The sequence below is a fragment of the Mycobacterium sp. ELW1 genome, from assembly GCF_008329905.1.
Lineage (GTDB): Bacteria > Actinomycetota > Actinomycetes > Mycobacteriales > Mycobacteriaceae > Mycobacterium.
The window spans coordinates 1,158,159-1,181,082 of the sequence record NZ_CP032155.1 but is presented as its reverse complement, the minus strand read 5'-3'; the positions used below and the strand labels follow the sequence as shown (position 1 = coordinate 1,181,082).

Below are 22,924 nucleotides of genomic sequence, written 5' to 3'. Positions count from 1 at the left end.
AAAGGAGCCATCCATGACGACGATCGCGTTCCTGGGGTTGGGCCATATGGGTGGGCCGATGGCAGCCAACCTGGTCAACGCCGGTTACACGGTACGGGGCTTCGACCCGGTGCCCGCATTGCGTGCGGCCGCCGAGGAGAAGGGTGCGACGGTGTTCGACGCCGGCGCCGCCGCGGTGTCTGAGGCAGACATCGTCATCACCTCTCTGCCGAACGGCGCGATCGTGAAAGCCTGCTACGCCGAGGCGCTTCCGGCCGCCACGGCGGGCACGCTGTTCATCGACACCTCGACGATCTCCGTCGACGACGCCCGCGATATCAACGCGCAGGCGTCCGCGGCCGGAATGGCTCAGCTCGACGCCCCGGTGTCCGGCGGCATCAAGGGCGCTACCGCGGGCACCCTCGCATTCATGGTCGGCGGCGACGCCGACGCACTGGAGAAGGCCCGACCGGTGTTGGATCCGATGGCCAGCAAGGTGATTCACTGCGGGACGTCGGGTGCCGGCCAGGCCGCCAAGCTGTGCAACAACATGGTGCTGGCCGTGCAGCAGATCGCCGTGGGCGAGGCCTTCGTGCTGGCCGAGAAGCTGGGCCTGTCGTCGCAATCACTGTTCGACGTGATCACCGGCGCCACCGGCAACTGCTGGGCGGTCCATACGAACTGCCCTGTGCCCGGACCTGTTCCGACGTCGCCGGCCAACAACAACTTCCAGCCGGGTTTCGCCACCGCGCTGATGAACAAGGACCTCGGGCTGGCGATGGATGCGGTGTCGTCGACCGGCGCCACCGCGCCACTGGGCACCCACGCCGCCGAGATCTACGCCTCATTCGCCAAAGATCACGCCGACCTGGATTTCAGCGCGGTCATCGAAACCCTGCGTTAGAAATCCCCCGCGTGGTGGCGCAGCGTCTCGATCGCCGCCACCAGGGCCCGGGCTTCCGGCGCGGCCATCCCGACATCGGCGAACACCAGCTCGTTGAGCGTGGCGGTGGCGTCCTCGACCGTCGAGCGGCCCAGGTCGGTGATCTCGACCAGCGTGGTGCGCCCGTCGGTGGGATGCGGCACCCGCCTGACCAGTCCGTCGGCCTCCAGTCGGCGGATCGCATGCGTGACGCTGGTGACGTGCACCTGCAACCGGTCGGAGGCTTTGGTGATCGGCAATGCGCCGGTGCGGCTGAAGGCCAACAGCCGCAACAGTTCGAACCGGGAGAAGCTCAGATCGTAGGGCCGCAACGCGTTCTCCACGCGGGCCAGCAGGATCTGGTGGGCCCGCATCACCGAAGTCACCGCCACCATGCCCTCGGCGACATCACCCCACCCGGCGCGCTCCCAGTTGCGTCGCGCGGCGGCGATCGGGTCCGGCTTGGCGGGCGGGATTGATTCGGCCATCCGCACATTCATACCGCATCGACACGCCCCCGTAGGGCACTACCGTCGCGCTGCCACCGCGGCCAGCACCGCCCGCGTCGACCACCGGTCCCCCACCGTGATCCGCACCCCGCCGTCGCCGTAATGGCGCACCCGCAGACCGGACGGGTCGAAAACCTCGCGCCACGGCCGATCCGCCGGCGGCAGGTACACGAAGTTGGCGTGCCCCTCGGTGACGTGTACCCCCGTCGCTCGCAGCCGCATCCGCAGGTACCGCCGCTCGCCCGCGATCATTCGAATGCGGCGCTGCAACTGGCGTTCCGCGTCATAGGAAGCCGCGACGGCAACCAGGCTGGTGTTGTCCACACCGAACGGCAATTGCATCCGCCACAACGTGCCGGTCAGCTCCGCGGCACCGAAGCCGTAACCGATGCGCAGCCCCGCCAGACCGTAGGCCTTGGAAAATGTCCGTAGCACGACCACATTCGGGTGCTGGCGGATCAGCAACCGCGCATCGAGGCGAAAGCCGGGCGCCACGAACTCGATGTAGGCCTCGTCGAGCAGCACGATGGTGTCATTCGGGACCGCCGACAGGAAGCGGCTCACCGCGAACGTCGACTCGATCGTTCCGGTGGGGTTGTGCGGACGGCACAGCACCACCACCTTCGCCTCCGCCGCGGCGTCGATCAGCGCATCCATGTCGTGGTGTCCATGCTGATCCAACGGGACAGTGACCGGCCGCAGCCGTGCCATGCCCGCCATGATCGGATACCCGTCGAACGTCGGTGTGGCCATGGCGATGCGATCGCCCGGCTCGGTCACGGCGTGCAACACCTGCATGGCGACGCCGGTGGCACCCGGCCCGAGCACCACCTGCTCCTCTGCGACACCGATCCTGGCGGCGATCAGCCTGCGCAGCCGCTCCGGCAGGAACTCCGGATACCGGTTCGCCGAATCGATCGCACTGATCAGCGCCGAGCGCACCCCGGGCAGCGGGGAGAACGGACTCTCGTTGAGCGACAACGCCAATGGGTCGACCGAGTCAGGTAACGCCGCCACGGTGTCGTCGGCCATCCGGATCATGGTTGTCATCAGGCGGCCCGACCGCCCCAGCGCACAGCGGCCGCGCCGGCGAAGTCACCGGCATGGGCGAACGCCGCCATCAACACGGTGTCACCGGCCGCGATCCGGCCGTCGGTGATCGCCCGGTCGAGATTGATCGGGATGCCCGCTCCGAACAGGTTGCCGCACTCGTCAAAGGTGTCGACGTGGCGCTCGACCGGCAGTTCCAGCGCTTCGCGCCAGTTGCGCAGGAACACCCGGTTGGGTTGGTTGGTGACGAGCAGGTCGAGGTCGCGGGACTTCATTCCGATGCGATCGCACACCGCCAGCGCCACCTCGGGTACCTGCCGGTTGCCGCGGGCCAGGACCTTGGTGATCTTGGATTCGGTGAACCCGATGTACCCCTCGGCTTCGCCTGCCTGCCACCACTTTCGGGGCGGGTCGAAGGCGATGGTCATGTCACCGGCGAACTCGCCGTAGGTGCGGGTCTCGACATCGAGAATCGGCGACGCTTCCGACACTGCGAGCAGTCCGACGGCCGCGCCGTCCCCGGGCACCGCGGCCTGGGCCTTGCGGCGCACCGTCGGCTGTTCGAAAACCTGACCCGCCGCGTTCTGCGCAACCGCCACCACCGCGGTCTGCCCCGCACCGGAGGACAGCAACTGCCGGGCCACCTGAAGGCCCAACACGAACGCCGCACAACCACCGTTGTGCAGATCCAGCACCCAGTTCGGCCGCATGCCAAGCCGATGCGCGATCGCCCCGCCACCGCCGTAGAACGGCATGTCCGGCATCTGGGTATGGGTGATCAGGACGTCGGCGCCGGCGATCACGTCCTCACCATGACGCTCGATCAGCCCGGCGGCGGCCCGCTCGATCATGTCGGTGGCCGTCTCCTCGGGTGCCACGTGGTGGCGGAACTTCGGCGCGCGGAACATCAGGTTGTCGCGCAGTTCGTCGGAGTCGGCGAACTGGGCGTAGTAATCGGCCGGGATGGGTTCCCCCGGCAGGTAGCTCGAGACGTCGAGGAGGCTGACGCTGGGATTGCTCATGGCGGTGCTCACTTCATCCAGTCGGGGGTGATCGGCAGGCCGTTGCGGTGCCGGTATTCGGCAATGGCTTTGAGGTTCTGCATCTCCAGGGCATGTCCGGCGCCGAACATGTCCCAGAAGTCCCCCACCCACACCGGCCGCTCAGGGGGTGCGGTCTCCGGGTAGGGGTTCTCGTCGTAGAACGGGTGGCGGCAATTCGTCCACAGCACAACGGAACCGGGCTTGTCGAGCACCGTCTGCGCGTCGACCACCCGCATCAGGTAGATCATCCACAGATGCCTGCCCTGGTCCCACGCGCAGTGGTAATCCACGGTGCGCGCCTGCGGGTTTGCCACCGTGCGGGTGTAAATGGTTGTTTCCGAGCCCAATCGGTCATAGGCCACCCAGAGACCCGGCTCGTCGGTGGGCTCGAATCCGCGCAGGCTGTACGTCCACTCCTCCAGCGAGCGGGTGTCGGACAGGTAGGCGAAGAGTTCATCCGGTGGGCAGTCGATGTACTCGTTGACGGCGCAGTACTGGCCGAACACGTCGTCATGCGGGTACACCGACCGCATCATCTCCATGATGATCGGGGTGGCCTGCTCTCGCGGAGAGGTCTCGATCCTCGTCACTCCCTCGATGGGGTCGACGGATCCGGTGTGGACGACGATGTCGTCAAGCGCGGGCAGCGACATGGCTCGTGCTCTCCTCTGGTGCAGTCGGGTCGTGGGACAGAGCGGTCAGGAAAGGGGCGAAGGGCGGGATCTCGTCGGCGGAACATTCGACGCTGACGACCGACGGCCCGTCAACGGCCAGCGCAGCTCCCAGCGTTGCGCGCAGCTGGCCGACATCGCCGACATCGACCGACTGCGACCCCGGGAACATCGCCGCCAGCCCCGCGCCCAGGTTGCTGGTGCGGAACCTGTTGTAGCTGTACATGTCCCGGTAGTACAGCTGCTCACGCGTCACGCACATGGCGTGCGCGTTGTTGTTGAAGAGTACGAAGGTGATCGGCAACCGGTACTGCCATGCGGTGTGTATCTCCATGCCGTGCATGAAGAACGCGCCGTCGCCGGCCACCACCACGACCCGGCGCCGGCGTCCGAACGCCGCACCGATGGCAGCCCCGAAGCTGTAGCCCATGCCACCCATGCCCAGCGCGACGATGAACCGTCCCGATCTGCGCACCGGGAGGGAGTGGATGGCGGCCGCCCCGGCGTTGCCGGCGTCGACGACGATGTCGACATCGTCGGGCAGCATGGCGTCGAGCACGGAAACCGCGTCGCGATAACGGATTCCGTCACCGTCATAGTGCGGCGGGACCAGATCCTGGTGACCGACAGCCTCGGGAACGCTGACGCCGTGCGGTCGGCCGCACCCGGACAGCATCATCGCCAGTTGCCCCAGCGACGCCCGCAGATCGTCGGTGCGGATGTGGGTGCAGGCCAGATACGGCGCGGCCGAGCCCAGCGACATCACCGGCACCGACGCCAACGCGTCGTCCAGACCACTGCGGGCGGTCACGTTCAAACGCGTACCGACAATCAGGCACAGCGCGCTGTCCCGCACCGCCTCGGCGACCCCCGGATGACCCATCACCCCGGTCACCCCCAGCGACGACGACGATCCCAGACCGGGCGAGCCGCTGGCATCCTTGGCATCGGGCACGGTGGCGACCCGGGCGCGCAGCAGGGCACGCACTCGCTCCAGTTCCGTGCGCGCACCGTCGCGCGCCACCTGCTCGCCGGCGATGATGGTCACCGGCCCACGAGCCCGGTGCAGGGCACGGGCGATCGGCCGCGGATCCCCCACCACCGCAGGCTCGGGCGCCGACGACAACCTGCTCCGGCGCGGGATCAGCGCCTGCTGAATATCTTTGGGCAACAGCAAGACCGCCGGACCACCCCGCCAAGCCGCGGCGATCGCCTCCGGCAGCGCCGTGACGATCTGGTCGGCCGAGGTGACGCGGCGGCAATACACCGACACCGTCGAGAACAACGCGTGCGCATCCAGTGACCCGTTGCGGCCGCTGGTGTCCTGGAAACTGCCGCGCCCATCCATCACGGTGGGCGGCTGGCCGACCAGCGCCACCACCGGAACCCGGCTGACCAGCGATTCACCCAGTCCTGGAACGAGATTCAGTGATCCCCCGCCGGAGGTCGCCATGACCACCCCCAGCCCGCAGCCGGACCGGCTGTAGCCGTCGGCCATCGTCGCCGCCGAGAACTCATGCTTGGCCAGAACGGCGGTGACGCCGTCGTGAAAATGCGCGGCGTCGAAGAGATCCTCGATGTTGGCGCCGCCCACCCCGAACATGTGCTCGACGCCGGTGGCCGCCAGTTGGTCGACGATGTAGTCGACCACGCGTTGTCGCTCGTCCATCTCAGATCACCCATCCTCCCCAACCCTGACAATGACACGAGGGCTGGGCGGGTCGGGTTCACCGAGGCAAGCACTGATCGATCGAAAAGTGCTTGTAGAGAATGCTTTTGACTGATCGAGAGATCAGTCAGGACGACAGGCTGCGCTGCAGCAGCACGTCGCCGGTCTCGGCCTTGACGACCTGTACTGAGGCGATCTTCTCCATCGGCATCGAGGTGCTGGCGGTCGGCGAGGCGGATTCCCCTTCGCGCGCCATCCACGTCGCCAGCTGGACCCGGCTGCCGTCGCGGCCGACGGCATACATCGCCAACTTGTCCGCGTCCTCGGTCGCGTCGGCGCCGATCTCCTGGTGGTACGTGCAGGTCATCTCGATGTGGGTGCCCCACCCCATCGGAGTCACCTGGATCGTCGCGTCGAACGACGACGGCATCACCGGTGTCATGGTGACCGTTGCGGCCGACACCTGCGGGGCAGGGGTGTGCGCGCTGAACGGTGCCGGCTTGATCGCGACGAACACACCAACGGCCAGCACGGCGGCGGCCGCGGCGGCCACCGACCAGGTGATCCACCGTCCGCGCCGGCGGCGCCTGCGCACCTCGAACAGCACGCCGTCGAGCAGCTGCGGGCGCAATGGCGGCGGTTCCATCCCGCCGGTATCGATCGCGGTCACCTCGTCGGGGGTGAGCATGGCCAGCAGCGCGGGCATACCGCTGAGCTCGCCGACGGACGAACGGCAGGACACGCATCCGCTGAGGTGCGCTTCGTACTCGCGGCGTTCGGTGCTCGACAGCGACCCGAGCACGTAGGCGGCGTCCCATGTCTCGTAGGGATCGTGCACATCTTTCACCGGGTCACCCCCATCTCCTGCAACGTCAGCCGAAGCGCGCGCACCGCATAGTGCAGCCTCGACTTCACCGTCCCCTCGGCGATCTGAAGGTCGGCCGCGATCTGTGCTGTGGTCCAGCCAAGATAGTAGGAACGGCGGACCACGGCGCGGTGATCGGGCGACAGTTGCGCCAGCGCATCCCCGATCAACAACCGGTCCAGTGCCGTGTTGACCTCGTCGGGCCCGGCCGGTTCCGGCGCCCCCTCGGTGTCCAGCGAATTGGTCTCACGCCGAAATCGGGCGCTGCGACGTTCGTCGATGATCATGTTGCGGGCCACCGTGAACAGCCACGCCCGCGCGGAACGCTCGGCGTCGCCGGCGACCTCCGGATGCTGCCAGGCCCGCAGCAGGGTCTCCTGGACCACGTCCTCCGCGCGTGCCGGATCGCCGGTCAGCCGCAGCGCATAGCGCCACAGCGCAGCCGCGTGCTCCTCGTAGAGCACCCGAACCAGCGCCGACTCCGGGTCGTCCATGGTCAACCTCCCGGCTCATACACGTAACCGGTGGATGTTTGGTTCACAGTGTGCGCGAAAGCGCTGCCGGCCAGCCTCGAAATCGACGTCAGGGTCGTGATCGTCGCCGACCAACGACCATGGTGTGGATCTCGGCGAACTAGGCGGTGAGGATGCGCGGGCCGTCATCGGTGACGGCGACGGTGTGTTCCCAGTGCGCGGCGCGGGATCCGTCGGCGGTGACGACGGTCCACTCGTCGGCCAGGATCCGGGTCTTGGTGGTGCCCAGCGTCAGCATCGGTTCGATCGCGAGCACCGATCCGACGATCAGCGTGGGGCCGCGGCCGGGCTCGCCCTCGTTGGGCAGGAACGGGTCCATGTGCATGGCCCGACCGATGCCGTGCCCGCCGTAGCCGGCGACAATGCCGAATCGGCGTCCGTAGGTCTGCTCGGCGGTGCGGGTGCCGGTCTCGATGGCATGCGACACGTCGGTGAGCCGGTTGCCGGGGATCATCGCCGCGATGCCGGCTTCCATCGACTGCTTCGTCGCCGCCGACAGCGCCTCGTCCATCGCGATCAGCGTGCCGATCCCGAACGTGACGGCAGCGTCGCCGTGCCAGCCGTCGATGATCGCGCCGCAGTCGATCGACACCAGATCACCGGCTTCGAGCTTCTCGTCCGGCATCGGAATGCCATGAACCACACGGTCATTGACAGACGAGCAGATGCTGGCCGGATAGCCGTGATAGCCGAGGAAAGACGGCGTGCCGTTGGCCTGCCGGATCACCGACTCGGCGACGTCGTCGAGGTCCTTGGTCGAAACCCCGGGAGCGGCAGCCGCCTGAACGGCGCGCAACGCTGCCGCCACCACGGCGCCGGCAGCGGCCATCGCATCCAACTCCCCCGGCGTGCGGGCGGGAACGGTTTTGCGATTGCGCAGCCCGGGCAGTGACACCATCGAAACTCAGCGACCGAGTGCGTGCAGCGCCCGGGCGAACACCTCATCGAGGCTGCCGACGGCGTCGACGGTCTTGAGCTCGTCCTGGTAGTAGTCGAGCAGCGGCGCGGTCTCGTCGCGATACACCTTGAACCGGTTGCGGATGGTGTCCTCGTTGTCGTCGGCGCGGCCACGGCCCATGAGCCGCGTGACCAACTCCTCCTCCGGCACCCGGAACTCGAGCACTGCATCGAGTTTGAGGTTGCGACGGCTCAGCATCTGCTTGAGCGCCTCGGCCTGCTCGACCGAACGGGGAAAGCCGTCGAGGATGAAGCCGTCGGCCACGTCCGCGTCGTCGAGACGGGAGTCGACCAGCGCGTTGGTCAGCGTGGCCGGGACCAGGTCGCCGGCGTCGAGGTACTTCTTGGCCTCCACGCCCAACTCGGTGCCGCGGGTGATGTTGTCACGGAACAGGTCGCCGGTGGAGACGTGCGGAATGCCGAACTTCTTGGCCAGGTCAGCAGCCTGGGTTCCCTTGCCCGCGCCCGGCGGTCCCAACAGAACGATTCTCACTTCAGGAACCCTTCGTAGTTGCGCTGCATGAGCTGGCTCTCGATCTGTTTGACCGTATCCAAACCGACACCGATCATGATCAGAACCGCGGTACCGCCGAACGGCAGGTTCTGCACACCGCCGCTATTGCCCATCTGCAGGAAGACGTTCGGCAGGACGGCGATCACACCCAGGTAGATCGAGCCCGGCAGGGTGATTCTGTTCAGCACGTACCGCAGGTAGTCAGCGGTCGGCTTGCCTGGTCGGATGCCGGGGATGAAGCCGCCGAACTTCTTCATCTCGTCGGCACGTTCGTCAGGGTTGAACGTGATCGAGACATAGAAATAGGTGAAGAAGATGATCAGCCCGAAGTAGATGGCGATGTAGACGGGATCCGCCGGGTTCGTCAGATAGTTGGCGACGAACTTGTCCCACCAGCCGTTGCTCGGGGTGGTGCGCCCGCTCTGGATCAGCTGAGTGATCAGGTGCGGGATGTAGATCAGCGACGACGCGAAGATGACCGGGATGACGCCGGCCTGGTTGACCTTCAGCGGCAGGTAGGTCGACGTGCCGCCGTACATGCGCCGGCCCACCATGCGCTTGGCGTACTGCACCGGGATGCGGCGCTGGCCCTGCTCGACGAACACGACGCCGATGATGATCAGCAGTGCCGCACCGCAGACAGCGGCGAAGATGAGGCCGCCGCGGCTGTCCAGGATGCTCTTGCCCTCAGCGGGGATGCGGGCGGCGATACCGGCGAAGATCAGCAGCGACATGCCGTTGCCGACGCCCCGCTCGGTGACCAGCTCGCCCATCCACATCACCAGCGCGGCGCCCGCGGTCATCACCAGGACGATGATGACCAGCGAGAAGATGCTGGTGCTCTGCAGGATCTCCAGCGTGCAGCCCTGCAACAGTCCGCCATTGGCGGCCAGGGCCACGATGCTGGTGGCCTGCAGGATGGCCAGCGCGATCGCCAGGTAGCGCGTGTACTGGGTCATCTTGGCCTGGCCGGCCTGACCCTCCTTGCGCAGCTGTTCGAAGCGAGGGATGACCACCGTGAGCAGCTGCACGATGATGCTGGCGGTGATGTAGGGCATGACGCCCACCGCGAACACCGTCAGCTGCAGCAGCGCGCCGCCGGAGAACAGGTTGATCAGCGAATAGATCTGCCCTCCGGCACCACCGCTCACCTGCTCGATGCACTGATGGACGTTCTTGTAGTTGACCCCGGGGGACGGCAGCGAGGCGCCGACCCGGTACAGGATCACGACACCCAACGTGAACAGGATCTTTCGCCTCAGGTCGGCCGTCCTGAGCGAAGAGATGAAAGCCGAGAGCACTCTTCCTCCTGGGCAGCCGGACGTGAGTCACAGCGTGCCATTGGGGCTGGCCTGGCCAGCGTTCGGGTAATCCTGCCTTGCGCCGATCGCCGCCTGGATTTCCACCCGCGGCACCGCTCGCTCAAACAGTCTACGAGAGTAACAGTTGGCCCAGGCAGGGCGGGAATCCGTGGATCGCGTTCCGGCGGGCAGGAGCGAAGCGACCCGGGGATCAGCACCGGCGGGCAGGAGCGAAGCGCTCAGGAACCACACAGCGGGAACAACGTACAGTCGATAGTGGTTAACTCAGCTAAGTATAAATGGCAGCAGTGAGGGTCAAACGATGACGCGTACCGACAACGACACCTGGGACTTGGCCTCGAGCGTGGGAGCCACCGCGACTCTGGTCGCCGCCGCCCGGGCCGCGGCGAGCCGGGAACACGACCCCCTGATCGACGACCCCTTCGCTGAACCCCTGGTGCGTGCCGTCGGTGTCGACTTCTTCACCAAGATGGCCACCGGGGGCCTCCCCACCCCCGACGACCAGAGCGCCATGGGCGTGACGCGGATGACCGACAACATGGCGGTGCGCACGAAGTTCTTCGACGAATTCTTCCTGGACGCCGCCGGCGCCGGTGTCCGTCAGATCGTCATCCTCGCCTCGGGCCTCGACTCACGCGCCTATCGACTGGACTGGCCGGCCGGAACGGTCGTCTACGAGATCGACCAGCCCGACGTCATCGCCTTCAAGACCCAGACGCTGGCCGAGCAGGGTGCCGCACCCACGTGTGACCGCAGGCCGGTGGCGATGGATCTGCGCAACGACTGGGCCACCGCGCTACGGGAGGCCGGCTTCGACCCGCAGGCGCCCACCGCGTGGAGCGCCGAAGGTCTGCTGGGCTACCTCCCGCCGGACGCGCAGGACCGTCTGCTGGACACCATCACCGAGCTGTCCGCTCCCGGGAGCCGGGTGGCCATCGACACCGCGCCGCCGTCGAACCCCGAGGAACAGGAAGAGTCGCGCGAAAAGATGGAGACCATCTCGCAGCACTGGCGCGACAACGGCTTCGACCTCGACTTCGGCTCTCTGGTGTATCTGGGTGAGCGCAACGAAGCCAGCGACTACCTGACCGACCACGGTTGGCAGGTCGACCGCTCTCCGGTCAACGACCTGCTGGCCGCGGGCCGCCGCGGGACCTTCGACGAGGACGAGCCGATGGGCAAGCTCTACTACCTCAGCGCCGTCTACGGCGGCGCCCGATGACCCGCAGCGATTCCGACTCCTGGGACCTGGCGACCAGCGTCGGTACCACCGCCACCATGGTGGCCGCCGCCCGTGCGGTGGCCAGCCGCGAAGAGAACGCCCTCATCGACGATCCGTTCGCCGCTCCCCTGGTCCGCGCCGTCGGGATCGACGTCTTCACCAAGATGGTCGACGGTGACATCGACATGGCAGCCATGGACGGCGCCGACACCGCCCGGGTGATGACCGATGTGATGGCGGTGCGGACCCGCTTCTTCGACGACTTCTTCCTCGACGCAGCCGCCGCCGGAGTGCGGCAGGCCGTCATCCTGGCCTCCGGCCTGGACTCCCGGTCGTATCGGCTGAAGTGGCCGGCCGGCACCGTGGTCTTCGAGATCGACCAGCCCCAGGTCATCGACTTCAAGACCGAGACGCTGGCCGCGCTCGGCGCCTCTCCCACCGCGGATCTGCGCACGGTCAGCGTCGACCTGCGCGAGGATTGGCCCGCGGCGCTGCGGGCCAACGGTTTCGATGCCACCGCGCCGACCGCGTGGAGCGCCGAGGGTCTGCTGGTCTATCTGCCGCCGGAGGCGCAGGACCGATTGTTCGACAACGTCACCGCCCTGTCCGCACCGGGCAGCCGGCTGGCCACCGAGTACCACCCCGACGGCGGCCGCGGTTTGGCCGACCGCTCCAAGGCGATCAGCGACCAATGGCGCGAACGAGGGCTGGACATCAACATGTCCGACCTGTTCTACGACGGGGAACGCAACCCCGTCATCGGCTATCTCGAACAACAAGGCTGGCAGGTGAGCTCCCAAGCACGTGCCGACCTGTTCGCCGCGTACGGACGGCCCTTCCCCGAGACCACCCTGACCGAATCCCTGCGGAACTCCGTGTCCGTCACCGCAATCCGGAAGTAACACCATGAGTCAGACCAACACCCGCTACGACGGCGACACCTGGGACCTGGCATCCAGCGTCGGCGCCACCGCGACATCGGTCGCGGCGTCGCGCGCACTGGCCTCCCGCGGCCCGGATGCGCTCATCCACGACCCGTACGCCGACGCACTCGTCAAAGCCGTCGGCGTGGAGTCCCTGATCCGGGTGGCCACCGGCGAGGCCAACATCGAGGACGACCCGATGCTGAACCGGCGCCGGATGACCGAGCAGATCGCGGTGCGCACCCGGTTTTTCGACGACGTCTTCACCAACGCTGCCCGCGACGGCATCAGCCAAGCCGTCATCCTGGCCTCTGGCCTGGACACCCGCGCCTACCGCATGAGCTGGCCGGCCGGCTCGGTGGTGTTCGAACTGGACCAGCCTCAGGTCATCGAGTTCAAGACCCGCGTCATGACCGACCTGGGGGTGTCGCCCACCGCCGATCGCCGCACCGTCGCCATCGATCTGCGCGATGACTGGCCGACGGCGTTGCGGGAGTACGGTTTCGACGTCACCCAGCCAACGGCGTGGATCGCCGAAGGCTTGTTGATCTATCTGCCCCCGGAGGCTCAGGACCGGTTGCTGGACAACGTCACCGCCTTGTCGGCACCGGGAAGCCGCTTCGCCACCGAATTCATGGCCGCGGGAACGACACTGCCGGACAGCTGGCGCGACCGATTCAAGAAGTACTCGGCTCAGATCGGCTCCGACATCGATCTGCCTGCTCTGTTCTACGACGGCGAGCGCAACTCGGCAGGCGACTACCTCGCCGAGCGCGGTTGGCGCATCAGCACGGTGAGCACCCGGGAGGCCTACGCGGCCAACGGCTTTGATATGCCCGATGACGAAACTCTGGTGCAGTTCAGCGACAGCACCGGTTACCTGACCGCCACCCGATCCAGGGAGCAATGATGACACGCACCGATGACGACAGCTGGGACCTGACCTCCAGCGTCGGCGCCACCGCCACAGCCGTGGCCGCCGGACGCGCGCTGGCCACCCAGGACCCGCGCCAGCTCGTCAACGACCCGTTCGCCGATCCCCTGGTTCGCGCGGTCGGCATCGACTTCTTCACCAAGATGATCGACGGCGAACTGGATACCTCGGCATTCGGCGACCTCGCTCCCGAGCGCGTGCAGTCGATGATCGACGCAATGGGCGTGCGCGCCAAGTTCTTCGACGACTACTTCATCTCGGCGACCGGCACCGGCATCCGGCAGGCCGTGATCCTGGCGTCCGGCTTGGATGCCCGTGCATACCGGCTGCCGTGGCCGTCGGGCACCGTGGTGTTCGAGATCGACCAGCCCGACGTCATCGCGTTCAAGACCCAGACGCTGGCCGAGCAGGGTGCCGCCCCCACGTGTGACCGGCGGCCGGTGGCGATGGATCTTCGCGAGGACTGGCCCGCCGCCCTACGCGCCGCCGGTTTCGACCCGAGCCTGCCCACCGCGTGGCTGGCCGAGGGTCTACTGGTCTATCTGCCGTCCGAAGCTCAGGACCGGTTATTCGACACGATCACCGAACTGAGTGCGCCCGGCAGCGCCGTGGCCACCGAATTCGTGCCCGGCATCATGGATTTCGACCCGTCGAAGGGTACGGAGATGACGGCCCAGGCCCGCGAACAGGGCCTCGACATCGACATGGGGTCGCTGGTCTACGCCGGGCCCCGCAGCCAGGTGATGGAGTACCTGACCGGGAAGGGTTGGAACGTCACCGGAATCGCCGACGAGGAACTGTTCCGGCAGCTCGGACTGCCGGCCCGGCCCGAGCGCGACGACAACGACCCGTTCGGCGAAATCGTCTACGTCAGCGCCACTCTGGGCTGAACCCCAGCCACAGCGCACTGGTTCCGGTCAGTGCACGATCGCTCTGATCGACCACTCCCCTGATGGACTGGCCCATCAGCACCGCGATGGCTTCCGGCAGTGAGGCCGCGGCCGGTTGCGATGAAGGCTTGGGGCGCAAAAAGTCCCGCAGCGACGAGCTCGGATAGCTGACCAGTTCGGCCTTGGTGTCGGCGTCGATCCCGGCAAGCACCTTGGCCCGTCGCACTGCCGCGCGCAGTCCGCCGAGTTCGTCGACCAATCCGTGCTCGAGGGCGTCGGCTCCGGTCCATACCCGGCCCTGCGCCACCGCCTCGACCGCCTCGACAGACATGTGCCGGGCCTCGGCCACCCGTTGCACGAAGTCGGTGTAGAACAGATCGGCCTCGGCCTCCACGAGAGCCTGCTGTTCGGGGGTGAACGGCGCATTGACCGACCAGGCGTCGGCATTGTCGTTGGTGCGCACACTGTCCGAGCCGACCCCGAGGCGCTCCTTGAGCCCGCGGGCCACCAGCTTGCCGGTCAGCACGCCGATCGACCCGGTGATGGTTCCCGGGTTCGCGACGATGGCATCGGCCGCCATCGCGACGTAGTAGCCGCCCGATGCGGCGACCGCACCCATCGACGCCACCACCGGCTTGCCCTTGGCGCGCACGCGCTTCACTTCCCGCCAGATCGTCTCCGAGCCCGTCACCGAGCCGCCGGGACTGTCCACCCGCACGACCACTGCGTCCACGTCGTCGTCGGCTGCGACCTCGCGCAGGGCCGCGCCGATGGTGTCGCCGCCGGCGCTGGACCGCCCGATCGGCAGGCCCTGGGGGCCGCCGCGACCACTGACGATCGACCCGGCGACGGTGACCACCGCGATCCTCGGGCGCTTCTTTCGGCCCGGGACCGACGGCATCGGCACCGCGGGACCGCCCTTGCCCGCCTGCGCGTAGCGGGACAGATACAACCGCGGCGGGGCGTTGTCGTCTGAGTCGGCGTCCCCGGACTCCGGCGAAACACCTTCCGGAGGGCAGGAGCGAAGCGACCCGGGAATATGTTGGGCGCCGGTGAGTTCCGCGATACGGCTGTACGCCTCGTCGCGGAAGCCGATCCGGTCGACCAGGTGTCCGTCGACTGCGGCATCACGCAGCAGCGGGGCGCGGTTGGCCAGCTCGTCGACCGCCGCGACGTCGATGTGCCGGGACTCGGCGATCGCCTGCCACACCTGGCTGTGCAGGCTGGCGATCAACCGGGAATCGGCCTCGCGGTGAGCGTCGGTGTAGTGGTCCTGGGTGAACAGATTGGCCGCCGACTTGTATTGACCGCGCGTCACGAACTGCGCCTCGATACCAGCCTTATCCAGGGCGTCGCGCAGAAACAGTGCATTGGTGGCGAAACCGATCAGACCGACCGTGCCTGTCGGCTGCATCCACACCTCGGAGAAGGCGGAGGCCAAGTAGTACGACAGGGTGCCGGGATAGGTTTCGGCCCACGCCAGCGACGGCTTGGTTTCGGTGAAGGCGGCGATGGCAGCCCGCAGTTCCTGCACCGGTCCGGCCGGGGCGGCCGAAAGCTGAACTCGGGCAATCAGTCCCGCGACCCGCGGATCCTCTGCGGCGCGATGGATCGCGGCGACCGCGTCGCGCAGCAGCATTGTCCGGCCGCCGCCGGTGATGAAGGTCAGGGGGTCGAAGCCGCTGGACTCCGGCGGTACCGTCTGCAGGTCGAGCTCCAGGATGCAGCCGTCGGGCACCCCGTGATGCCGGGCGGTGTCGATGCGCCGCAGCGCATCGCGGAGGTCGTCGGCGCCCGGAATCGCGGGCAGGAAGGCGAACATACAGTCGAGATTACCCACGCCACCGCTGGAGCCCTTCCGCGCGCTCGTACGGTGGACTGGTGAAGTACTCGATCTCGATACCGCAGTTCGACGTCGACGGCTTCGACGGCGAGGGGCTGCGGAGCTATCTGACCCGTGCCGAGCAACTCGGCTTCGAGGGCGGCTGGACGATCGAACAGATCATCGGCCCGTCGCCGATGATCGCACCGATGGAGCTGCTGGCCTGGGCCGCAGCGTGCACCACCACCCTGCGACTGGGCGTGGCGGTGCTGATCACCTCCCTGCACGACCCGCTGCAGCTGGCCTCGACGGTGACCGCCGTGGACCGGCTCAGCCACGGCCGCCTGGAACTCGGCGTGGCGCCCGGCGGCGGCAGGCGAAAGTTCGAGGCGTTCGGCGTCGACCCGGCCACGTTCATCAGCAGTTTCACCGAAGGCCTGCAGTTGATGAAGGCGGCATGGTCCGACGAGCCGCGGGTGACGTTTCACGGCCGGTTCCGTGACGTCGACGATCTGCCGATCGCCCCCAAGCCCGTGCAACGGCCGCACCCGCCGATCTGGTTCGGCGCCAACGCCCCTCGCGCGATCGCCCGCGCGGTCCGCCACGGCGACGCGTTCATGGGTGCGGGATCCTCGACGACGGCGAACTTCGCGACCGCCGTGCAGACCCTGCGCACCGAACTGGCCGAGCAGGACAAGGATCCGAACACTTTCCGGATCGGCAAGCGGGTGTACCTGATCGTCGACGACGACGCGGCCCGGGCCCGCGAGCGGGTGCTGGCCGGTCTGCGCCGAATCTACGGGTGATGCCCGGCGTCGACGCGGTTCCGGTATCCGGCACGCCGTCGGATGTCGTGCGCGGTCTGCGCGAGGTGATCGATGCCGGCGCACAGACGTTGTTGCTGCACCCGGTCGGCGCGAGCCTGGCCGAGGATCGCGAACAGATGGAACGCCTTGCCGCCGAAGTCATTCCGCAACTGAGCTGACACAACGAGAAAAGCCCCCGCAAGTGCGGGGGCTTTTTCGTCGATCTCGAATTACAGCTCGGTGACCGAACCGCCTGCGGCGGTGATGGCCTCACGGGCGCTGCCACTGAACTTGTGCGCGGTGACGTCGACCTTGGCGGTCAGCTTGCCGTCGCCGAGGACCTTGACGAGCACGTTCTTGCGAACGAGGCCCTTGGCCACCAGGTCGTCGACACCGACGGTGCCGCCCTCCGGGAAGGCCTTGTTCAGGTCGCCCAGGTTGACGACGGCGTACTCGGTGCGGAACCGGTTACGGAAACCCTTGAGCTTGGGCAGCCGCATGTGGATCGGCATCTGCCCGCCCTCGAAGGTCACCGGCACGTTCTTGCGGGCCTTGGTGCCCTTGGTGCCACGACCGGCCGTCTTACCCTTGGAGCCCTCACCGCGACCGACGCGAGTCTTCGCGGTCTTGGCGCCGGGAGCCGGCTTCAGGTCGTGCAGCTTGATGACGCTCATGATTTGGCCTCAACCACTTCTTCTACTTCAACGAGGTGGTGCACAGCCTTGATCAGGCCACGCGTCTGCGGGTTGTCCTCGCGAACCACCGTCTGGCGAATCTTCCTCAGCCCCAGGGTCCGCAGGCTTTCACGCTGCTTCCAGCGGGCACCGATGATGCCACGCACCTGGGTGATCTTCAGCTCTGCCATGGTTATGCGCTTCCTTCACCACGCGCTGCTGCGGCAGCCAGCGCTTCGCTCTCCCGACGCGCGCGCAGCATGCCTGCCGGCGCAACGTCTTCGATCGGCAGCCCGCGACGAGCGGCCACCTCTTCAGGACGCTGCAGCAGCTTGAGCGCGGCAACGGTGGCATGCACCACGTTGATCGCGTTGTCACTGCCCAGCGACTTGGCCAGAACGTCGTGCACGCCAGCGCATTCCAGCACGGCACGGCACGCGCCACCGGCGATGACACCGGTACCCGGGCTGGCCGGACGCAGCATCACGACACCGGCCGCGGCCTCGCCCTGCACGGGATGGGTGACGGTGCCACCGATCAGCGGGACGCGGAAGAAGTTCTTGCGAGCTTCCTCGACACCCTTGGCGATCGCGGCGGGCACCTCCTTGGCCTTGCCGTAGCCGACACCGACCAGACCGTTGCCGTCACCGACGATGACCAGGGCGGTGAAGCTGAAGCGCCGACCACCCTTGACCACCTTGGAAACCCGGTTGATCGTGACGACGCGCTCGAGGTAGTTGCTCTTCTCGCCGCCGTCGCGGCCACCACGTCCACCGCGGTCGCCACGATCATCACGACGGCCACGGCCACCGCGATCGTCACGTCCGCCGCGCTGTACGTCGGTACGGGTGCCGGCTGAGGGGGCGCCGGTATCCGGCGCGCTGCCGGCTGCGGTCTGCTCCGCCATCATGCGGTCCTTCCGTTGTTCATCATTAGAATTTGAGTCCGTTCTCGCGAGCCGCGTCGGCCAGCGCCGCGATGCGGCCGCCGTAGGTGTTGCCGCCGCGGTCGAACACCACGGCCTCGACGCCTGCAGCCTTGGCGCGCTCGGCGATCAGCTGACCGACTCGCACGCTGTGGGCCTTCTTGTCACCCTCGACGGCGCGGACGTCGGCCTCGATCGACGAGGCAGCAGCGACCGTGACACCTTCGGCATCGTTGACGAGCTGCACGTGGATGTGCCGCGAGGAGCGGTTGACCACGAGACGCGGCCGTTCGGCGGTGCCGACGACCTTCTTACGCAGCCGGTTGTGCCGACGCAGGCGCGAAACCCGGCGCGCGGCCGAGACACTCGTGCCGACCGGCGTCCGATCGTTGGCTGCCTTCTGTGCTTGAGCCATGGCTTACTTACCTGTCTTTCCGACCTTGCGGCGGATCTGCTCACCCTCGTACCGCACGCCCTTGCCCTTGTACGGGTCCGGGCGGCGCAGCCGACGGATGTTCGCCGAGATCTGGCCGACCTTCTGCTTGTCGATACCTGTGATCGAGAACTTGGTGGGCGTCTCCACCGCGAAGGTGATGCCTTCCGGGGCCTCGATGACCACGGGATGGCTGTACCCGAGCGCGAACTCGAGGTTGCTGCCCTTGAGCTGGACGCGATAACCGACGCCGAAGATCTCCATCTTCGTGGTGTAACCCTGGGTCACACCGGTCACCAGGTTGGACACCAGCGTGCGCGACAGCCCGTGCAGCGAACGGCTGCGCCGCTCGTCGTCCGGCCGGCTCACCACGATGGCGCCGTCGTCGCTGCGCGACACGGTGATCGGCTCGGCGATCGACAACTCCAGCGTGCCCTTCGGGCCCTTGACCGACAGATTCTGACCATCGATCGTCACATCAACTCCGGCGGGAATGGCCACCGGCTGCTTACCAATACGCGACATAGTTCTGCTTCTCCTATCCCGCTACCAGACGAAAGCGAGGACTTCGCCGCCCACGCCCTGTCGGGACGCCTGGCGGTCGGTCAGCAGGCCGGAGGACGTGGAGATGATCGCCACGCCCAGCCCACCGAGAACCCGCGGCAGATTGGTGGATTTCGCGTACACCCGCAGACCGGGCTTGGACACCCGGCGCAATCCGGCGAGGCTGCGCTCGCGGTTGGGGCCGTACTTGAGCTGGACAACAAGTGACTTGCCGACCCGAGCATCCTCGGTGCGGAAATCGCTGATATACCCCTCGCTCTTGAGGATCTCGGCGATGTTCGCCTTGATCTTCGAGTGCGGCAGGGTCACTTCGTCGTGATACGCCGAATTGGCGTTACGCAGACGTGTCAAAAAGTCTGCGATCGGGTCCGTCATAGTCATGACTGGGCCTGTCTACCTTCCTCGCAACGGTTCCCACCTCGGGTCGATTCCCTCGGGGGCCTGCTGCGCACCTGTTCTGTAGGGGTCTGTTACCAGCTGGACTTCTGCACACCGGGCAGTTCGCCGGCATGGGCCATCTCGCGCAGGCAGATTCGGCACAGGCCGAACTTGCGGAACACGGCGTGCGGACGGCCGCACCTGTTGCAGCGGGTGTAGCCCCGCACGGCGAACTTCGGCTTCTTGTTGGCCTTATTGACCAGTGCCTTCTTTGCCATCTGCTCAGTTCTCCTTGAAGGGGAAGCCCAGCGCGCGCAGCAGCGCCCGACCTTCGTCGTCGTTGGTCGCCGAGGTGACCACGGTGATGTCCATGCCGCGCGGACGGTCGATCGAATCGACGTCGATCTCGTGGAACACCGACTGCTCAGCGAGTCCGAAGGTGTAGTTGCCGTGCCCGTCGAACTGCTTGGGGCTCAGGCCGCGGAAGTCGCGGATACGCGGCAGCGCGATCGAGACCAGCCGGTCGAGGAACTCCCACATGCGGTCGCCGCGCAGGGTCACCCGCGCACCGATCGGCATGCCTTCGCGCAGCTTGAACTGTGCGATCGACTTGCGGGCCTTGCGGATCTCCGGCTTCTGGCCGGTGATCAGCGCCAGGTCGTTGACCGCGCCGTTGATCAGCTTCGCGTCGCGGGCGGCGTCACCGACACCCATGTTGACGACGACCTTGACCACGCCGGGGATCTGCATGACGTTGGCGTAGTCGAACTCTTTGTTGAGCGCGTCCTTGATTTCTTCGCGGTAGCGCGCCTTCAGCCGGGGCTGAACTTTTTCTGCGGTAGTCATATCTCTCAGAGGTCCTTGCCGTTGCTCTTGGCGATGCGGACGTTCTTGCCCGTCTCCTCATCGCGGCGGACGCCGATGCGGGTCGGGTTGCCGTCGGAGTCGACCACCATCACGTTCGAGACGTGGATCGGGGCTTCCTGGGTGACGATGCCGCCCGAGGATGCGCCACGCTCGTTGGCCGACTGCGCGGTGTGCTTCTTGATCCGGTTGACGCCCTCGACGAGGACGCGGTTACGGGTCGGGTAGGCCTGCAGGACCTTGCCCTTGGCGCCCTTGTCCTTACCGGCGATGACGAGGACGGTGTCGCCCTTGTGGACCTTCATGTCTTACAAAACCTCCGGTGCCAGCGAGACGATCTTCATGAACTTCTTCTCGCGCAGTTCGCGACCGACCGGCCCGAAGATGCGGGTGCCGCGGGGGTCGTTGTCGTTCTTGATGATGACGGCGGCGTTCTCGTCGAACTTGATGTAGCTGCCGTCGGCGCGACGACGTTCCTTGACGGTGCGCACCACGACGGCCTTGACCACATCACCGCGCTTGACGTTGCCACCGGGGATGGCGTCCTTGACGGTCGCCACGATGACGTCGCCGATGCCGGCGTAGCGCCGCGACGAGCCACCCAGAACACGGATGCACAAGATCTCCTTGGCGCCCGTGTTGTCGGCGACCTTGAGCCGCGATTCCTGCTGAATCACTAGATCTCCTCGATCTGGTAACTGTGTGCACGACAAAATCCCTAAAGGCAATCCAAAATGAAGCCTGTCGTGCGCGGTCTTTGTCACCCAAGAGCACGCAGGGCCGACGAACGCCGGCCGAGGTCTGCCCTAGGCAACCCCTACATGCTAGGTGACGAGCGAAAAAGCTCCAAATCGTCGCAGTTCACCACACAGCGGAAGCCGATGTGAGTGGTCGAGGTGTCCTGCGACTGGGGTGAGCGCGCGGCGGGCCGGTACCGGTGGCAGTACTCCGGCGCGCACAGGTGTGAGCCGCCTTTGAGGGCCTGGCTGACGGTGGGATCGGGCTCGGTGGGCGGCGGGCAGCAGGAATTCTGCTGCGCGATGAGGTGGTGCGCCGAGAACCGCGTGGTCGTCCACTCCCAGACGTTGCCGATCATGTCGACCAGCCCGAGTCGGTTCGGCGGGAAGGTCCCCACCGGCGAGGTTCCCGTCCACCCCAGCGCTCCGTCGTTGCGGTACGGGAACCGCCCCTGCCAGGTGTTGGCCATCAACGATCCGTCGACCGTCGGCTCGGCACCCCAGGCGTACTCCGTGGTGCTGCCGGCCCGCGCGGCGTACTCCCATTCCGCCTCCGTCGGCAGGCGCCTGCCCGCCCACCGCGCGTAGGCGGCCGCGTCGGGATAGGCCACCTGCACGACGGGATGGTTGGCCTTGCCGGCGATGCTGCTGCCGGGCCCGAACGGTGCGCGCCAGTTCGCACCGGGCGCCCAGTCCCACCACTGCCGCCAGTCCCGCAGGTCCACCGGGCCCGCCGTGGACCGGAACACCAGCGCGCCGGGTTGCAGATCCGCTTGCGGCACACCGGGATACAGCGCCGGGTCGAGCGGCTTCTCGGCGACGGTGACATGCCCGGTGGCAGCGACGAACTCGGCGAACTGCGCGTTGGTGACCGGGTGCCGTTCGATGGCGAATGCGTCGACGGTGACCGTGTGGATCGGCGCCTCTTCGGGATAGAAATTCGTCGACCCCATCCGGAAGGCCCCGCCGGGCACCTCGACGAGCTCGGTGAGCATGGTTTCAGGGTATGACGATGCTGAACTTGTCGGTCAGCACCGAGGCGGCCTCGTCGAAACCGGGAGCTCCCGCCGGCGCCTCCACATGCACGGCGACCAGGTAGTTGCCGCTGTTGGTCCAGATGTGGGCGATGCGGTCGTGGTACTCGAGCGACTCGTCCGGATCCTGAGCCCAGGTGCCGATCAGCTTCTGCCCGCTGAATCCGCAGAAGTCGCCCGGCAGCAGGCTCAGCGTGCTGATCGGGTACTTGGCCATCAGGTCGTCGCCGTACCGGGTGAAGGCGGCGGCCGGCTCCAGCGGGGTGGCCGCGATGGTCACCTTGGCGACCATGTCGTCGGGACCGGACAGCGACGCACCCACCTCGCCGGCACCGGGGGTCACCGACCATCCGGCCGGCACCCGGATGGTGATCTGCGGCGCCGCGGGGTCGGCGACGGTGGCCACCGCCGTCTGTCCTGGCTGGTCCTGTCGGCACACGACCGCGTTCGGCGGGACCGGCACCCTGGTGGTCTCCAGCACGCCCGGTTGTGACGACTCGGGTTCGTCGGTCTCCCGGGTCGTCGGCGACGCCGATGTGGGGGCGACGCTGGTCGCCGACGTCGAGGCCTCGGCCCGGACCGGGGTTCCGCCACTGTTTCGCGCACAGGCGGCAACACCTGGAACGGCAAGCACCATCACCGCCGCAGCGGCACATACCAGCCGAGTCACCGCTTCAGTATGAC

The 22,924-nt window shown here is 67.2% G+C and carries 28 protein-coding genes and 1 pseudogene; 6 read left to right on the top strand and 23 right to left on the bottom strand.

The genetic code is table 11. The features are described from left to right. The first annotated feature begins 13 nt into the window (after positions 1–13). Positions 14–883 (top strand): 3-hydroxyisobutyrate dehydrogenase, encoded by an 870-nt coding sequence (gene mmsB, locus D3H54_RS05450; protein ID WP_149378195.1) that lies wholly within the window; start codon positions 14–16, stop codon positions 881–883. Here mmsB and D3H54_RS05445 read toward each other — a convergent pair. The 10 genes from D3H54_RS05445 to secY all read right to left on the bottom strand — a co-directional run bounded on the left by D3H54_RS05445 (position 880) and on the right by secY (position 10,013). Next, positions 880–1,389: a MarR family transcriptional regulator gene (locus D3H54_RS05445; protein WP_149378194.1), complete on the bottom strand. Its 510-nt coding sequence runs from the start codon at positions 1,387–1,389 to the stop codon at positions 880–882. The genes mmsB and D3H54_RS05445 overlap by 4 nt on opposite strands. Before the next feature lie 39 nt (positions 1,390–1,428). Then, positions 1,429–2,442: a pyridoxal phosphate-dependent aminotransferase gene (locus D3H54_RS05440; protein ID WP_149383351.1), complete on the bottom strand. Its 1,014-nt coding sequence runs from the start codon at positions 2,440–2,442 to the stop codon at positions 1,429–1,431. 17 nt (positions 2,443–2,459) lie between these two features. Continuing rightward, the gene (locus tag D3H54_RS05435; protein ID WP_149378193.1) at positions 2,460–3,482 is read right to left on the bottom strand and encodes a 3-oxoacyl-ACP synthase III family protein; all 1,023 of its coding nucleotides are present in this window, start codon (positions 3,480–3,482) and stop codon (positions 2,460–2,462) included. A gap of 8 nt (positions 3,483–3,490) precedes the next feature. Then, positions 3,491–4,156 (bottom strand): SRPBCC family protein, encoded by a 666-nt coding sequence (locus D3H54_RS05430; protein WP_149378192.1) that lies wholly within the window; start codon positions 4,154–4,156, stop codon positions 3,491–3,493. After that, positions 4,137–5,843, bottom strand: a complete 1,707-nt coding sequence (locus D3H54_RS05425) for a thiamine pyrophosphate-binding protein (protein ID WP_149378191.1) — start codon at positions 5,841–5,843, stop codon at positions 4,137–4,139. Before D3H54_RS05425 ends, D3H54_RS05430 begins: the two co-directional genes overlap by 20 nt. 127 nt (positions 5,844–5,970) lie before the next feature. Further along, on the bottom strand, positions 5,971–6,690 hold the full coding sequence (locus D3H54_RS05420; RefSeq protein WP_149378190.1) for an anti-sigma factor family protein: 720 nt from the start codon (positions 6,688–6,690) through the stop codon (positions 5,971–5,973). Next, complete coding sequence (locus tag D3H54_RS05415; RefSeq protein ID WP_149378189.1) at positions 6,687–7,202, bottom strand: sigma-70 family RNA polymerase sigma factor; 516 nt, start codon at positions 7,200–7,202, stop codon at positions 6,687–6,689. The genes D3H54_RS05420 and D3H54_RS05415 overlap by 4 nt, the downstream gene beginning before the upstream one ends. Positions 7,203–7,341: 139 nt before the next feature. Next, a complete protein-coding gene (gene map / locus D3H54_RS05410; RefSeq protein ID WP_149378188.1) occupies positions 7,342–8,139 on the bottom strand; it encodes a type I methionyl aminopeptidase in 798 nt (265 codons plus the stop codon). 6 nt (positions 8,140–8,145) lie between these two features. Continuing rightward, on the bottom strand, positions 8,146–8,691 hold the full coding sequence (locus D3H54_RS05405; RefSeq protein ID WP_149378187.1) for an adenylate kinase: 546 nt from the start codon (positions 8,689–8,691) through the stop codon (positions 8,146–8,148). Next, the gene (secY, locus tag D3H54_RS05400; RefSeq protein WP_149378186.1) at positions 8,688–10,013 is read right to left on the bottom strand and encodes a preprotein translocase subunit SecY; all 1,326 of its coding nucleotides are present in this window, start codon (positions 10,011–10,013) and stop codon (positions 8,688–8,690) included. Before secY ends, D3H54_RS05405 begins: the two co-directional genes overlap by 4 nt. A gap of 322 nt (positions 10,014–10,335) precedes the next feature. Here secY and D3H54_RS05395 point away from each other — a divergent pair, with 322 nt between their 5' ends. The 4 genes from D3H54_RS05395 to D3H54_RS05380 are packed head-to-tail and all read left to right on the top strand — an operon-like array spanning position 10,336 to position 14,003. Then, positions 10,336–11,256: a class I SAM-dependent methyltransferase gene (locus D3H54_RS05395; RefSeq protein WP_149378185.1), complete on the top strand. Its 921-nt coding sequence runs from the start codon at positions 10,336–10,338 to the stop codon at positions 11,254–11,256. Beyond that, a complete protein-coding gene (locus D3H54_RS05390; protein ID WP_149378184.1) occupies positions 11,253–12,158 on the top strand; it encodes a class I SAM-dependent methyltransferase in 906 nt (301 codons plus the stop codon). The genes D3H54_RS05395 and D3H54_RS05390 overlap by 4 nt, the downstream gene beginning before the upstream one ends. A 4-nt stretch (positions 12,159–12,162) precedes the next feature. After that, positions 12,163–13,089 (top strand): class I SAM-dependent methyltransferase, encoded by a 927-nt coding sequence (locus tag D3H54_RS05385; RefSeq protein WP_149378183.1) that lies wholly within the window; start codon positions 12,163–12,165, stop codon positions 13,087–13,089. Beyond that, positions 13,089–14,003: a class I SAM-dependent methyltransferase gene (locus tag D3H54_RS05380; protein ID WP_149378182.1), complete on the top strand. Its 915-nt coding sequence runs from the start codon at positions 13,089–13,091 to the stop codon at positions 14,001–14,003. The genes D3H54_RS05385 and D3H54_RS05380 overlap by 1 nt, the downstream gene beginning before the upstream one ends. Here the strand turns inward: D3H54_RS05380 and sppA are convergent. Further along, complete coding sequence (gene sppA / locus D3H54_RS05375; RefSeq protein ID WP_149378181.1) at positions 13,984–15,825, bottom strand: signal peptide peptidase SppA; 1,842 nt, start codon at positions 15,823–15,825, stop codon at positions 13,984–13,986. The two genes, D3H54_RS05380 and sppA, sit on opposite strands and share 20 nt — an antisense overlap. Before the next feature lie 59 nt (positions 15,826–15,884). Here sppA and D3H54_RS05370 point away from each other — a divergent pair. Continuing rightward, positions 15,885–16,810 (top strand): annotated as a pseudogene (locus D3H54_RS05370) (LLM class flavin-dependent oxidoreductase). A gap of 51 nt (positions 16,811–16,861) precedes the next feature. Here the strand turns inward: D3H54_RS05370 and rplO are convergent. The 12 genes from rplO to D3H54_RS05310 form a co-directional block, all read right to left on the bottom strand. Further along, positions 16,862–17,305: a 50S ribosomal protein L15 gene (rplO, locus tag D3H54_RS05365; RefSeq protein WP_149378180.1), complete on the bottom strand. Its 444-nt coding sequence runs from the start codon at positions 17,303–17,305 to the stop codon at positions 16,862–16,864. Further along, positions 17,302–17,496 (bottom strand): 50S ribosomal protein L30, encoded by a 195-nt coding sequence (rpmD, locus tag D3H54_RS05360; protein ID WP_083120607.1) that lies wholly within the window; start codon positions 17,494–17,496, stop codon positions 17,302–17,304. The genes rplO and rpmD overlap by 4 nt, the downstream gene beginning before the upstream one ends. 2 nt (positions 17,497–17,498) lie before the next feature. Further along, the gene (gene rpsE / locus D3H54_RS05355) at positions 17,499–18,212 is read right to left on the bottom strand and encodes a 30S ribosomal protein S5 (RefSeq protein WP_172507332.1); all 714 of its coding nucleotides are present in this window, start codon (positions 18,210–18,212) and stop codon (positions 17,499–17,501) included. A gap of 25 nt (positions 18,213–18,237) precedes the next feature. Further along, positions 18,238–18,645 carry a 50S ribosomal protein L18 gene (gene rplR, locus D3H54_RS05350; RefSeq protein WP_036343534.1) on the bottom strand — a complete coding sequence of 136 codons (408 nt, stop codon included), beginning with the start codon at positions 18,643–18,645 and terminating at the stop codon, positions 18,238–18,240. A 3-nt stretch (positions 18,646–18,648) separates the two neighbouring features. Then, positions 18,649–19,188 (bottom strand): 50S ribosomal protein L6, encoded by a 540-nt coding sequence (gene rplF, locus D3H54_RS05345; protein ID WP_149378179.1) that lies wholly within the window; start codon positions 19,186–19,188, stop codon positions 18,649–18,651. Between the two features lie 21 nt (positions 19,189–19,209). Then, positions 19,210–19,608, bottom strand: a complete 399-nt coding sequence (gene rpsH / locus D3H54_RS05340; RefSeq protein WP_149378178.1) for a 30S ribosomal protein S8 — start codon at positions 19,606–19,608, stop codon at positions 19,210–19,212. 89 nt (positions 19,609–19,697) lie between these two features. Continuing rightward, positions 19,698–19,883, bottom strand: a complete 186-nt coding sequence (locus D3H54_RS05335; RefSeq protein ID WP_020109913.1) for a type Z 30S ribosomal protein S14 — start codon at positions 19,881–19,883, stop codon at positions 19,698–19,700. Positions 19,884–19,887: 4 nt separating this feature from the next. Further along, a complete protein-coding gene (gene rplE, locus D3H54_RS05330; RefSeq protein WP_149378177.1) occupies positions 19,888–20,451 on the bottom strand; it encodes a 50S ribosomal protein L5 in 564 nt (187 codons plus the stop codon). Between the two features lie 5 nt (positions 20,452–20,456). Then, positions 20,457–20,774 carry a 50S ribosomal protein L24 gene (rplX, locus tag D3H54_RS05325; protein WP_149378176.1) on the bottom strand — a complete coding sequence of 106 codons (318 nt, stop codon included), beginning with the start codon at positions 20,772–20,774 and terminating at the stop codon, positions 20,457–20,459. Between the two features lie 3 nt (positions 20,775–20,777). Further along, a complete protein-coding gene (gene rplN, locus D3H54_RS05320; protein WP_003892852.1) occupies positions 20,778–21,146 on the bottom strand; it encodes a 50S ribosomal protein L14 in 369 nt (122 codons plus the stop codon). Between the two features lie 140 nt (positions 21,147–21,286). After that, positions 21,287–22,201 (bottom strand): formylglycine-generating enzyme family protein, encoded by a 915-nt coding sequence (locus D3H54_RS05315; protein WP_149378175.1) that lies wholly within the window; start codon positions 22,199–22,201, stop codon positions 21,287–21,289. A gap of 4 nt (positions 22,202–22,205) precedes the next feature. Beyond that, positions 22,206–22,910, bottom strand: a complete 705-nt coding sequence (locus D3H54_RS05310; RefSeq protein WP_149378174.1) for a hypothetical protein — start codon at positions 22,908–22,910, stop codon at positions 22,206–22,208. Positions 22,911–22,924 lie beyond the last annotated feature (14 nt).